General features: G+C 74.6%; 11 protein-coding genes. 6 read left to right on the top strand and 5 right to left on the bottom strand.

Annotated elements, in window-relative coordinates; translation table 11 throughout:
- Positions 1–236 precede the first annotated feature (236 nt).
- Entirely contained in the window at positions 237–1,580 is a 1,344-nt protein-coding gene (locus ACFW01_RS33725) for a hypothetical protein (protein ID WP_384510015.1), read from the top strand.
- A 128-nt stretch (positions 1,581–1,708) separates the two neighbouring features.
- On the opposite strand, the gene ACFW01_RS33720 is transcribed toward ACFW01_RS33725, so the two are convergent.
- Entirely contained in the window at positions 1,709–2,731 is a 1,023-nt protein-coding gene (locus tag ACFW01_RS33720) for a hemolysin family protein (protein ID WP_234956568.1), read from the bottom strand.
- Positions 2,728–4,077 carry a hemolysin family protein gene (locus ACFW01_RS33715; RefSeq protein WP_384510012.1) on the bottom strand — a complete coding sequence of 450 codons (1,350 nt, stop codon included), beginning with the start codon at positions 4,075–4,077 and terminating at the stop codon, positions 2,728–2,730. The genes ACFW01_RS33720 and ACFW01_RS33715 overlap by 4 nt, the downstream gene beginning before the upstream one ends.
- A gap of 301 nt (positions 4,078–4,378) precedes the next feature.
- On the opposite strand from ACFW01_RS33715, the gene ACFW01_RS33710 reads away from it, so the two are divergent.
- Complete coding sequence (locus tag ACFW01_RS33710) at positions 4,379–4,834, top strand: tellurite resistance TerB family protein (RefSeq protein WP_234956566.1); 456 nt, start codon at positions 4,379–4,381, stop codon at positions 4,832–4,834.
- Positions 4,835–4,850: 16 nt separating this feature from the next.
- Here the strand turns inward: ACFW01_RS33710 and ACFW01_RS33705 are convergent, their stop codons facing one another.
- The 3 genes from ACFW01_RS33705 to ACFW01_RS33695 all read right to left on the bottom strand — a co-directional run bounded on the left by ACFW01_RS33705 (position 4,851) and on the right by ACFW01_RS33695 (position 8,520).
- Entirely contained in the window at positions 4,851–5,543 is a 693-nt protein-coding gene (locus ACFW01_RS33705; protein WP_384510009.1) for a TetR/AcrR family transcriptional regulator, read from the bottom strand.
- Between the two features lie 76 nt (positions 5,544–5,619).
- Positions 5,620–7,257, bottom strand: a complete 1,638-nt coding sequence (locus tag ACFW01_RS33700; protein ID WP_384510006.1) for a penicillin-binding transpeptidase domain-containing protein — start codon at positions 7,255–7,257, stop codon at positions 5,620–5,622.
- Between the two features lie 264 nt (positions 7,258–7,521).
- Positions 7,522–8,520 carry an alpha/beta hydrolase family esterase gene (locus ACFW01_RS33695; RefSeq protein ID WP_384510003.1) on the bottom strand — a complete coding sequence of 333 codons (999 nt, stop codon included), beginning with the start codon at positions 8,518–8,520 and terminating at the stop codon, positions 7,522–7,524.
- A 115-nt stretch (positions 8,521–8,635) separates the two neighbouring features.
- Between ACFW01_RS33695 and ACFW01_RS33690 the strand changes: the two genes are divergently transcribed.
- From ACFW01_RS33690 to ACFW01_RS33675, 4 genes are all read left to right on the top strand, one after another.
- A complete protein-coding gene (locus tag ACFW01_RS33690; protein WP_384510000.1) occupies positions 8,636–9,568 on the top strand; it encodes a LysR family transcriptional regulator in 933 nt (310 codons plus the stop codon).
- Entirely contained in the window at positions 9,565–10,443 is an 879-nt protein-coding gene (locus ACFW01_RS33685) for a serine hydrolase (RefSeq protein WP_234956561.1), read from the top strand. The genes ACFW01_RS33690 and ACFW01_RS33685 overlap by 4 nt, the downstream gene beginning before the upstream one ends.
- 78 nt (positions 10,444–10,521) lie before the next feature.
- Positions 10,522–10,890, top strand: coding sequence for a DUF6479 family protein (locus ACFW01_RS33680; protein WP_234956560.1), 369 nt, complete (start codon positions 10,522–10,524; stop codon positions 10,888–10,890).
- 271 nt (positions 10,891–11,161) lie between these two features.
- Positions 11,162–12,142, top strand: a complete 981-nt coding sequence (locus ACFW01_RS33675) for a nucleoside hydrolase (protein WP_384509996.1) — start codon at positions 11,162–11,164, stop codon at positions 12,140–12,142.
- The last annotated feature ends 20 nt before the right edge of the window (positions 12,143–12,162 follow it).

Genomic DNA, 12,162 nt, shown 5'->3' with positions numbered 1-12,162 from the left:
CACGAACAGCACGGTGATGCCGACGAGCAGCACGATGCCGAGCACGGACGTGAACCGGGGGCCGCGCAGGGGGCTGCGCCAGAAGCCCGGGGAGGTGGGAAGCCGTGTGGCGAGGTCTCGCATGTCCCGACCGTAGGCAGCGGGAGGCCCCGAAAGGGGTCCACGACCCATGACGAAACGCTGACGTCCGCCGTGTGCGCCGTCCGGCCGGCGATCTTCCGCCCTACGGTGCCGGTGTGACCCGCCTCCGCTCCGTCCCCCGCGACCTGTACGCCGCCGCGGCGGCCGTGCTGCTCGTGGCGGCCGCCATCCTGGTCGGCCGCCACGTGTACACCTACGACGACCTGATCGTCGGCTTTCCACCGTTGCTGGGCCGCTGGGACCCGCACCTGGGCCCCGGCACCCCGGCGGCCGTCCTGGTGGCCGCGGCGACCGTGGCGTACGGGCCGGCCGTCGCCGCCCGGCTGCGGTGGCGCGCGCTGCTCCCCGCGGCGTGGGGCGCGGCGATGGCGTGGACCTGGTCGCTGGCCCTGATCGACGGCTGGGAGCGGGGCGTCGCCGGGCGGCTCACCACCAGCCAGGAGTACCTGTGGGTCATCGACCGCTGGCGCGACATCCCGGCGACCCTGCGCGACTTCAACGGGCACATCCTGCTGCACTCCCCCGACAACTGGCCCGCCCACGTGGCCGGTCACCCGCCGGGCGCCACGCTCACCTACGTGCTGCTCGACCGGATCGGGCTGGGTGGCGGGGGCTGGGCCGGGACGTGGACGATCACCGTGGGCGCGACGGCGTGCGTGGCCGTCCTGGTGACGGTGCGGGCCCTGGCCGGGGAGCGGCTCGCCCGGCGGGCGGCGCCCTTCCTGGTGCTGGCACCGGCCGCGGTGTGGATGGGCACGTCCGCCGACGGCTACTTCGCGGCGGTCGCCGCGTGGGCCGTGGCGCTGCTGGCCCTCACGGTCACCGGACGCTCCCTGTGGTGGGCGGCGGGCGCGGGGCTCCTCTTCGGGCTGACCTGCTACCTGTCGTACGGTCTCACGCTCTTCGCCGTGACCGGGGCGGCGGTGCTGGTGCTCGGGCGGCGCGGGGTGCGCGAGCGCCCGCTGCTGTTCGTGCCGCTGCTGGCGGGCATGGCGGTGGTGCCGGTCGCCTTCACCGTGATCGGCTTCGACTGGTGGGAGGCGTACCACCTGCTCGTCGAGCGGTACTACGAGGGCGCGGCCGGCGTCCGCCCCTACGCGTACTGGGTGTGGGCCAACCTCGCCTGCACGGTCCTCATCGCGGGCCTGGCCACGGTGGCGGGGCTGCGGCGGGCGGGTGTCGTGCTGATCCGGCGGCGGGGCGAGGGGGACGCGCCGGCGGAGGACCTCCGCCTCGCGTTCCTCGTGGCGGCCGGCCTGCTCGCCCTGCTGGTCGCCGACCTGTCCGGCATGAGCAAGGCGGAGACGGAACGCATCTGGCTCCCCTTCGTCCAGTGGCTCCTGCCCGCCTGTGCGTTCCTCCCGCGCCCGCGCGCGTGGCTGGCGGCGCAGGCGGTCCTGGCGCTGCTCGTCAACCACCTGGTCGCGACCGGGTGGTGAGCGGGCGGGAAGGACACGACCGCCTCCCCGGCGATGTCGCCGGGGAGGCGTGGTGGTGCGGACGCGGCCGTGTCCGGACCGGCCGACCGCGCGGGTCAGGTTCCCGCGCGGTCAGGCTGCCCGGCGGGTCAGGATCCCACCGGTGCCGGTCCGACCAGCTCCGTCAGGACGTCCTCCATCGTCACGAAGCCCAGGACGGCGCCCGTCTCGCCGGTGACCGCGGCGAGGTGGCTGTCCTCGGTGCGCAGGGCGGTGAGGGTGTCGTCGAGCGGGGTGTCGATGCGGACGCGGGTGACGCGGTGCAGGGCCGAGCGCGGGAACGGGCGGTCGCGGTCGGTGAGGCCCAAGGTGTCCTTGATGTGCAGGTAGCCCAGGACCGTACCGCCGGGGCCGGTGACCGGGAAGCGGGAGTAGCCCGCCTCGGCGGCCATGCGTTCCAGCTCGGCCGGGGTGACCGTGTGGGGGACCGTGCGCATCTTCTGCGACGGGACCAGGATCTCGCCGACCGGGCGGGTGCCCAGCTCCAGTGCGTCGCGCAGGCGCTCGCCGTCGGCCGGGGTGAGCAGCCCGGCCTCGCTGGCGTCGACCACCATGCGGGCCAGCTGGTCGTCCGTGAAGACGGCCTCGACCTCGTCCTTCGGCTCCACCCTGAGCAGCTTGAGCAGGGCGTTGGCGAAGGCGTTGATGCCGAAGACGAACGGCTTCAGGGCCCGGGTGAGGGCGACCAGCGCGGGACCGAGGAACAGGGCGGTGGTCGCCGGGGCGGCCAGCGCGATGTTCTTCGGGATCATCTCGCCGATCAGCATGTGCAGATACGTGGCGAGGGTCAGGGCGATCGCGAAGGCGACGGGGTGGACCAGCGCGTGCGGCATGTGGACCGCCTCGAACACCGGCTCCATCAGGTGCGCGATGGCCGGCTCCGCGACCGCGCCGAGCACCAGCGAGGAGACGGTGATGCCGAGCTGGGCCGTGGCCATCATCTGGGAGATGTGCTCCAGGCCCCACAGGGTCATCCGGGCGCGCTTGTCGCCCGCCTTCGCGCGCGGCTCGATCTGGCTGCGGCGCACCGAGATCAGGGCGAACTCGGCGCCCACGAAGAACGCGTTGGTCAGCAGCGTCAGCGCGCCGATGAAGAGCTGTACGGCGGTCATCGGGCCATCTCCCGCTGCTCGTGCTCCGGCTGCCCGCCCACCAGGGGCGCGGGCGCGGTGACGCGGAGGCGGTCCGCGCGGTGGTGGTCGACGTCGAGGACGTCGAGGTGCCAGCCGTCCAGGTCGACGACGTCGCCCTTGACGGGGATGCGCGCGAGGTGGGTGGCGACCAGACCGGCCAGGGTCTCGTACGGACCCTCCGGCGCGGTCAGGCCGATGCGCCGCAGGTGGTCCAGGCGCAGCGAGCCGTCGGCCTCCCAGGCCGCCCGGCCGTCCGCCCGCGCGGGGGCGGGCAGCAGGTCCGGTATCTCGACCGGGTCGTGCTCGTCGCGCACCTCGCCGACGACCTCTTCGACGATGTCCTCGACGGTGGCCACGCCCGCCGTACCGCCGTACTCGTCGATGACGACGGCCATGGTGCGGGCCCGGCGCATGCGCTCCAGGAGGCGGTCGGCGGGCAGGCTGTCCGGCACCAGGAGCGGCGCGGCGGCCAGCTCGGTGACGGGGGTGACCGCCCGGCGCTCCGGCTCCAGGGCCAGTACGTCGCGGATGTGCACGGTGCCGATGACCTCGTCCAGGCTGTCCCGGTAGACCGGGAAACGGGACAGGCCGGTGGCGTGCGAGAGGTTCGCGGCGTCGGCCGCGGTGGCGTGGGCCTCCAAGGCCTTGACGTCCACGCGCGGGGTCATGACGTTCTCCGCGGTCAACTCGCTCAGGTGCAGGGTGCGGACGAACAGCTCGGCCGAGTCCGCCTCCAGGGTGCCCTCGGCGGCCGAGTGCTGGGCGAGGGCGACCAGTTCCTCGGCGCTGCGGGCGGACGCCAGCTCCTCGGCCGGTTCCAGGCCGAAGCGGCGTACGAAACGGTTCGCCGTGTCGTTCAGGTGCCGGATGAACGGGCCGAAGGCGGTGGTGAAGCCGCGCTGCGGACCCGCGACGACCTTCGCGACGGCCATCGGGCGGGAGATCGCCCAGTTCTTGGGGACCAGCTCGCCGACGACCATCAGGACGACGGTGGAGAGCACCACACCGAGCAGCGTCGCCACCGTCGAGGCGGCGGCGCCCAGGCCGATCGCCGTCAGCGGGCCGCGCAGCAGCACCGCGATCGACGGCTCGGCCAGCATGCCGATGACCAGCGAGGTCACCGTGATGCCGAGCTGGGCGCCGGAGAGCTGGAGGGTCAGGGAACGTACGGCCTTCAGGGCTCCCTCGGCACCGCGCTCGCCGGACTCGGCGGCATGCTCCAGGTCACCGCGCTCGACGGTGGTGAGGGAGAACTCGGCCGCGACGAAGAGCGCGCAGGCCAGGGTGAGCAGGAGGGCCAGCAGGAGCAGCAGGACCTCGGTCACCGTGCCACCCCGCTTCCCTCACGCGCATACGGGGGCACTGGCGGGCCGGCCGTGGCACGGCCGGTACTGGGAGGCTCCATTACGGAACGGGACTCCTTAACGGGGTCGGCGGGCGCCGGTACCAGCCGGCGCCCGAGGTTTTCCCTCACATGGTAAAGGACCTGCAAAGAGAAGGGGAGTGCTCGCGCAACCCGCCTCTACTCGCCTGTAGAGAACGGTGCGCCGGACCCCGTTGTTCCGACTCCTGATAACTTCTACACGAGTGTAGATACAAGACTCTCCCGACCCGTACGGAGTTCTCATGGCCCTGTGGGACCGCTTCAAGGAGTCCGCGTCGCAGATGCAGACGCAGCTCGTGGCGAAGAAGAACGACCTCAAGAGCGGCGCCTTCCGCGACGCGAGCATGGCGATGTGCGCACTGGTCGCCGCGGCCGACGGCACCGTCGACCCGGCGGAGCGGCAGCGGGTCGCCCAGCTGATCTCGGCCAACGAAGTACTGCAGAACTTCCCCGCCGACGACCTGCGCCGCCGCTTCGAGGAGAACCTGGACAAGCTGACCGCCGACTTCGCCTTCGGCAAGGTCGGCATCCTCCAGGAGATCGCCAAGGCGAAGAAGAAGCCCGCCGAGGCACGTGCCGTGGTGCAGATCGGCATCGTGATCGGCGGCGCCGACGGGGACTTCGACAAGGACGAGCGGGCCGTGGTGCGGGAGGCGTGCTACGCGCTGGACCTGCCGCCGCACGAGTTCGATCTCTGAGGTCTCACGCGCCCTGTCACCCGCCGTCGCGGCCGCCCACGCGGGTGCGGTGCGGGCCCAGCTCGCGCAGGACCTCGCCGAGGTCCGCGGCGGTGAGCGCGGGCGCCGGCAGGGGCGGTGAAGCCGGCCCTGTCCGCAGACCGGCGAGGAACAGGGCGAGCGGGCGGCGCCAGGCGTCCGGCGCGGTCGCGGCGGTCAGCGCCGGGACCGCGCGGCCCAGCGCCGCCAGCCCGAACAGGACGTCCTCGGTGGTGACGTCGGCCCGCACGGTGTCCTCGTCCCGGCAGCGGACCAGCAGCGCGTCCACGGTCCGGCGGTTGTGCTCGTGCACGGCCTCCAGACTGTCCACGCCCCGCAGCCGCGTGGTCATCAGGTCGTTGGAGCCGCGGTCGGCGGCCAGCGCCGCGAAGACGACGTCCAGATAGCCAATGAAACCCGCCCACGCGTCCGGCGCCCGCCGGGCCCGCTCACCCGCCTCCACCGTGCCGGTCAGCGAGTCCCGGAACACGGCGTCCACCAGCGCGGCGCGGGTGGGGAAGTGGCGGTAGAGCGTCGCGTTGCCGACCCCCGCCCGGCGCGCGATCACGTCCAGCGGCGCGTCAAGCCCCTGCTCGGTGAACACCTCATGGGCCGCCTCCAGCAGAAGCTCCCGGTTGCGTCGCGCGTCGCGTCGCTGCCGGGGCGCTCCCTCGCCTGCGCCGACGGTCATCCCCACCCTCCGGATCGTACGAACCGGGGAGTACTCCCCGCGCTGTCGGTGCCGATGCTATCGCCGACCGCGAGCGTCAGGACGGGTCCTCCGGTACGGCGGACAGCAGGCTGTGGACGACCGGGCCCGCCGAGCCGCCGCCGGTGACGCCCTCCTCGACGACCACGGCGACGGCCACGTTGCCGCGGTGGGCGACGAGCCAGCCGTTGTTGTCCTGGTCGTCGGAGACCTCGGCGGTGCCGGTCTTCGCGCCGACCTCGCCGGGCAGGTCGGCCAGGACGCGCGCGGTGCCGTCGGTGACGGTGTCCCGCATCAGCCCCCGCAGCTGGGTGACGACCTCGCGGGGGAGCGGTTCGGTGCGAGTGCCGTTCTCGTTGCCCGCGGTGACGGACGGCTGGTGGAACTCGCCCGAGACCGCGGTCGCCGTCACCGACGCCATGATCAGGGGGTTGGCCTGGATCCGGCCCTGCCCGATCATCGACGCGGCCTTCTCGGTCTCGTCCTTGGGCACCGGCACCGAGCCGTCGTACGTCGGGATGCCCACGTGCCACTCCTGGCCGACGCCGAAGTAGGTGCGGGCGACCTGGCCCAGCTCCCCCTCGTCGAGCTTGCCGCGCAGGCTGATGAAGGCCGTGTTGCACGACTCCATGAAGTCCTTGCGGAAGGTGGCGCCCGGGTGCTCCGACGTCTCGACGTTGTGGAACTCCTTGCCGACCGTCAGGTACTTGGGACAGTCCACGACGTCGTCGGGGGCGACCGCGCCCTTGAGCAGCAGGGCACTGCTGGTGACGATCTTCCAGGTGGAGCCGGGCGCGTAGGTGCCGGAGGCGGCGCGGTTGAAACCGCTGGAGGGCGAGTTGGCGAAGGCCAGGACCTCGCCGTTGTCGACGCGCAGGGCGACGAGCGCGGCGTTCTTGCCGTCGGCCTTCGCGAGGGCCTGCTCGGCGGCGGACTGCCAGGTGGCGTCCAGGGTGGTGCGCACGGGCCGGTCCGCCGTCGCCGGGTCGGGCTTCTTGCCGAAGGACGCCTCGGTGCGCACGGTCTCGCCACTGGCCCGGTCGACCAGCTCGACCGCGCCGCGCGGACCACCACCGCCCGAGTCGCCGGCGAGCCGGCCCAGGAGCGGTGCCAGGGACGGGTACCGCGCGCCGTTGAGGGAGGTCCCCTCGCGGTCGGTGACCTTCGGCGGGGTGGTCTCGGCGCGCTCCAGCCGGAATTTCTCCGTGTCGCTCAGCCGCGGGTGCACCAGGGACAGCCGCCAGTCCACCTTCCAGGCGCCGTCCTCCTGTTCACGCAGCGGCAGTTCCGACTCGTACGTCCAGGTGCCGAGGCCACTGATCGGCATCCGGGCGGTGAACGGGACGCCGAGGGTGCCGTCCTCGGCCTCCTTCGCGTCCTCCGCCGCCGTCAGCTTCGGTTTCTCGATGTCGAGCCCGGCGGTGAAGCTCTGCAGCACCTCCTCGGCCGGGCCGGGTCTGGTGGTGCGGCCGGCCGCGTCCGGCAGGCGCCCGGCGGACCAGTCGGCGAGGAACGCGCGCGCCTGTTCCATCGCGGCGGGGTCCGGGCCGTCGTCGCCGCGCGCGAAGGGTCCGAGCCCGGCGGCGTACGAGCCACCCGCGGCGACCGCGAGCACGACCGCCACCGCGGCGACGGCCCGCACGCCGTTGCGGGGGCCGCGGCGGCGGGGGGAGGGGAGGTAGGGGGCGTCGGGCATGGGAGGTTCCCTGTCTCTCGGGGCGGTGGAGTGGCCGGGTGGCCTGGCGGTGAGGTGGCTGGGCGGTGGGGTGGCGGGGTGACCGGGTGGCCTGGCGGTGAAGGGGCCGGGCGGTGGGGTGGCGGGGTGGTGGAAGGGGGCCGTGGCTGCCGTCCGGTGCATCGCATCGGTGCGTTCGGTGCGGCGGCTCGGTGCGTTCGGTGCGTTCGGTGCGGCGGCGGCAACGGGTCGGCGGCCGGGGGCGGCGCGGCGCGCGACGGCGGGTCAGCGGGCCGAGGCGGCGAAGAAGTCGAGGATCGTGCCGGTGGCGTCCAGGTCCTTGCTGACGGGGCCGAAGCCCTCGGGCGGGGCGACGGTCGTCCCCGGCCAGGTGTGACCGGCGTCGTGGACGACGAGGAGCCGCACGGTGCCGGCGTCCGGGCCGCCCCGGCCGTCCTCCGGCCGCCAGACGGTGTCGTCGTAGCCCTTCCGCGCCCGCGTGACCGGATCGCCCGCGCCCCCGGCGTCCGCGAACGCCTCCGCGGTGTCCCGTGCCGACAGGCTCGGCAGGATCGGTTCCTCGGGGTCCGGCGGCGGGGAGGGCAGGCCGGCCAGGGGCCGTACGGGGTCGTCGGCGCCGTAGACGACCAGGACCGGGACGGGGCCGGTGGGCTTCACCGCGCCGTCGCCCGCGGCCAGCTGGCCGGAGACCGAGGCCGCGCCCGCCAGCAGGTCGGGGCGTTCGGCGGCCATGCGCAGGGCCATCGAGCCGCCGTTGGAGAACCCGGCGACGTAGACCCGCCGCGGGTCGGCGTGCTCGGTGCCGACCAGGTGCTTGATCAGCGCCTCGGTGAACCGCACGTCGCGCCCGGGGTCGGGACGCTGCCCGGTCGCCTTCGCGCCCGCGCCCCAGCCCCGGTCGAGGCCCTCGGGGAAGGCGACGAGCATGCCGCGCTCCTCGGCGGCCCGTTGCAGCCCGCTCTTCTCCCGCAGGTCCGCGGCGCTCTCACCGCGGCCGTGGAAGGCGATGACGAGGGGCCTGCGGCCGTCGGCGGCGGGCCGGTGCAGGAGGTAGCGGCGGGTGTCGCCGTCCACCCGCAGCTCCCCGGACACCTCCGGCGCCGCCGTGGCCGTACCGCCGGTGCCGGACGCGCCGCTCGCCGGCGGCGCGGCGTCCGGGCGGGAGGAGTCGGCCGAGCAGCCGGCCAGGGGGAGCACGAGGCCGAGGGCGAGCGCACCGGGCCACCGGCGGAGGCGGGGTGCGAGGTCGCGGAAGGAGCGCATGTCCCGAGGAGAGCAACCCCACCGGGCCCCTGTCCAAGATTGATATGGATGTTGGATCGATCAATCCCCGATATGATTACTGCTCGTGGACCTGGTGCGGCACCTGGAGTGCTTCGTGGCTGTTGCAGAAGAGTCACACTTCGGGCGTGCCGCCACCCGGCTGGGCATGGCCCAGCCGCCCCTGTCGCAGCGCATCCAGCGGCTGGAGAAGGAGTTGGGCGTCCGGCTCTTCGAGCGCACCAGCCGCCAGGTGACCATCACCGAGGGGGGCACGCTGCTGCTCGCCGAGGCCCGTGAGCTGCTGGCCCGCGCCGAGTCCCTGCGGGCCACCGCGCGCCGGGTCCGCGACGGCGAGACCGGTCTGCTGCGCGCCGCCCTGTCCCCCGACATCTCCGGCGAGACCGTCGCCGCGCTGCTGGCGGACTTCCGGCGCCGCCACGCGGGGCTGGAGCTGGAGCTGCACGAGCTGTCCACCGCCCAGCAGCTCGCCGGGTTCGCCGCGCACGAGCTGGACGTCGGCCTGATCCACCACCCCTGCGACGTGGCCGGCCTGGAGCTGGGTCCGGTGCTCCGCCGCGACCTCGGCGTCCTGCTGCCGCGCGGCGCACCCCAGGCGGACCGGGCGGAGGTGCCGCTCGCCGCCCTGACCGGCTACGACCTGGTCCTCTTCCCGCGCGCCGACGCCCCCGCGGTCTACGACGACCTGCTCACCGCGTGTGCCCGGGGCGGCTGGACGCCCGGTGCCGTACGGCACGGCCAGGGCGCCAGCTTCGTACGCGGCCTGGTGCTGTCGTCCGGGGCCGTCGCCCTGTGCCCGCGCGACACCCGGCTGGTGACGCCCGGCGACCAGGACCTGGTCTGGCGACCGCTGGCCGGGGCCGCGCCCGCCTGGCGGCACTCCGCGGCCTGGCCGAAGGGGCGCGGCGACGCCGCCGTCGGCGCCTTCACGGCCGCGGCCACCCACGCCCTGCGCACCACGGCCGACGCCCACTCGGAGGCCCCCGCCCGGCCCCTGCACCTTCGCCCGGCATCGGAGTACTGGCTGTGACCGACACCGCGACCGCTGCCCGGCTGGGCGCCGCCTTCGCCGAGGCCGGGGTCACCGGGTGGCTGCACGCCGTGGACATGGACTCCGGTGCGCAGGTGGAGGCCGGTGCGGACCAGGCGGTGTGCACGGCGAGTGTCCACAAGGTGTGCGTGCTGGTGACGCTGCACGAGCAGGCGGCGGCCGGGGTGCTCGACCTCACCGAGCAGGTCGAGTGCCCGGCCGACGGGCGCACCCCGGGGCCCACCGGCCTGTCGGCGATGCTGGACCCGGTCCGGCTGTCACTGCGCGACGCGGCGTTCTGGATGATGTCCGTCAGCGACAACACCGCCGCCGACCTGCTGCTGCGCCGGGTCGGTCTGGACGCCGTCAACCGGACCACCGAGCGGCTCGGCCTGACCCGGACGCGGGCCGTGTACGGCTTCGGCGAGATGCTGGGCACCATGCGGGAGGACGCCGGGCCCGCCGGCGCCCAGGCCCTGGCCGACCCGCATGTCATCACCCGGCTGCGCGCCCTGGACCCCGCCCGCACCAACCGCAGCACCCCCCGGGACATGACCCGGCTGCTCACCGCCCTCTGGCGGGACGAGGCCTGCCCGCCCGAGTACGGCGCCGCCATGCGCCGGATCATGGGCCTCCAGGTCTGGCCGCACCGCCTGGCCTCGGGCTTCCCCTTCGACGACGTCCACGTGGCCGGCAAGACCGGCAGCCTGCCGACCCTGCGCAACGAGGTCGGCGTCGTCGAGTACCCCGACGGGGGCCGCTACGCCGTCGCGGTCTTCACCCGCACCGCCCACACCGCCGCCACGCTCCCGGCCGCGGACGCGGTCATCGGCACGGCGGCCCGGATCGCGGTGGACGCGCTGCGGGCGCCGTGAACCGCCATGCCCGGAGATCAAGGAGGGCGCGGGGACATATCGGGCGCTTTATTCCATTTGGGGGTACATAATCGGAACATGAGTACGGCAACGTATGAACTGCTGGCCGCCCCCGACGCGGTCAACGTGACAGTGGCCTTCATCCTCGGGCTGGTGGTCGCCGGCGCGCTCATCGGCGCCGTACGGATCGGCATGCGGGTCATGGACCGGGAGTCCGACCGCCCGCGCGCCGAGGATCAGCCCCACCTTCCGGAGACCGGCGCCGTCCGCGAGGAGCGGGAGATGCGGGAACCCGACGAGATCCCGCTGAACCAGGACGGCAGCCCACGGCTCATGCCCTACGAGCTGCACCACTCGGGCAGCCGCCGGGGCGAGGACCAGCGACGGCGGCGCTGGCTCCCCGGCTCCAGCGGAGCCTTCGGCAGCGGCGGCTCCGGGCACCACTGAGCGGTCCGGCGGCGGACGGGCCACCAGGCGGACACGGCGGCAGCGGTCCGGCGGCGGACGGGCCACCAGGCGGACACGGCGGCAGCGGTCCGGCGGCGGACGGGCCACCGGGCGGACACGGCGGTAGCGGTCCGGCCGATACGACCGAGCGGCCCGGTGGACACGGCCCAGCAGCCCCGCGGACACGGCCCAGCAGCCCGGCCCGCGGGGACGCGAGCGGGCGCGCGTAGGGTCGCCGGGACCGGCCCCCGCAGCCCAAGGAGCCCCCGCCGTGACGACCGCCCCCGGCCAGCCGCAGCCCGTCCCCGTGATCATCGACTGCGACACCGGCATCGACGACGCCCTCGCGCTGCTGCTTGCGGTCCGCCACCCCGGACTCGACCTGCGCGCGGTCACCTGCGTGGCCGGGAACACCGACGTGGCGGGCGTCGTACGGAACACCCTGACCGTGCTGGAGCAGGCCGGCGCCCCCGGCATCCCCGTGGCCCGGGGCGCCGAGCGCCCGCTGATCGAGGGCGTACGCACCGCGCGGCACGTGCACGGCCACGACGGCATGGGCGACCTCGGACTGCCCGCGCCCACCCGCACCGCCGCCGACGTGGACGCGGTGACCCTGCTGCGCCGGGAGATCCTCGCCTCCCCGCGCCCGGTCACCCTGATCCCCACCGCGCCGGCGACCAACATCGCGCTGCTGCTGCGCACCCACCCGGAGGTCACCGGGAACATCGAGCGGATCGTGTTCATGGGCGGCGCGGTGGCCACCGGGAACGCGACGCCGGTCGCCGAGTTCAACGTCTGGCACGACCCGGAGGCCGCCGCGATCCTGCTCGGCGCCCGGGTGCCGATCACGATGTACGGCCTCGACGTCTTCCAGCGGGTGATCGTCCCGGGCCCGGACGTGCGCCGCCTGCGCGCGAGCGGTGAGCCCGGCACCCGGCTCGCCGGTGAGCTGCTCGCCCACCGCGGCCCGGCCACCGACGCGTCGGACCCCGGCGGCGGCCTCGGCGACGCGGGCGCGGTCTGCGCGGTGCTCGACCCGGCGGGCCTGACCACGCACCGGCTGCCCGTCGAGGTCTGCCTGGCCCCCGGGCCGGCCCGCGGGCAGACCGTCGTCGACCGCCGCGTCCGCCCCGGCGAGTCCGAACTCCACGACGGGACCCGGGAGCAGCCCCTGGTGGACGTGGCCCTGGACGTGGACGTGGACCGCTACGTGGAGCTGTATCTCTCGGCGGTCGAGCGCCGGACTCCGTAGCCCTCGGCGCGTCGCGGGCA

It is taken from the genome of Streptomyces sp. NPDC058985 (assembly GCF_042740985.1).
In the GTDB taxonomy this organism is placed as follows: domain Bacteria; phylum Actinomycetota; class Actinomycetes; order Streptomycetales; family Streptomycetaceae; genus Streptomyces.
The sequence above is the reverse complement of the archived record's forward strand: the minus strand, read 5'-3'. Positions and strand labels throughout refer to the sequence as shown.

Bases quoted from the DNA above. Each gene is read 5' to 3' on its own strand.
- ACFW01_RS33720 (WP_234956568.1), bottom strand. From the start codon at position 2,731: ATGACCGCCGTACAGCTCTTCATCGGCGCGCTGACGCTGCTGACCAAC.
- ACFW01_RS33710 (WP_234956566.1), top strand. From the start codon at position 4,379: ATGGCCCTGTGGGACCGCTTCAAGGAGTCCGCGTCGCAGATGCAGACG.
- ACFW01_RS33705 (WP_384510009.1), bottom strand. From the start codon at position 5,543: ATGACCGTCGGCGCAGGCGAGGGAGCGCCCCGGCAGCGACGCGACGCG.
- ACFW01_RS33700 (WP_384510006.1), bottom strand. From the start codon at position 7,257: ATGCCCGACGCCCCCTACCTCCCCTCCCCCCGCCGCCGCGGCCCCCGC.
- ACFW01_RS33695 (WP_384510003.1), bottom strand. From the start codon at position 8,520: ATGCGCTCCTTCCGCGACCTCGCACCCCGCCTCCGCCGGTGGCCCGGT.
- ACFW01_RS33680 (WP_234956560.1), top strand. From the start codon at position 10,522: ATGAGTACGGCAACGTATGAACTGCTGGCCGCCCCCGACGCGGTCAAC.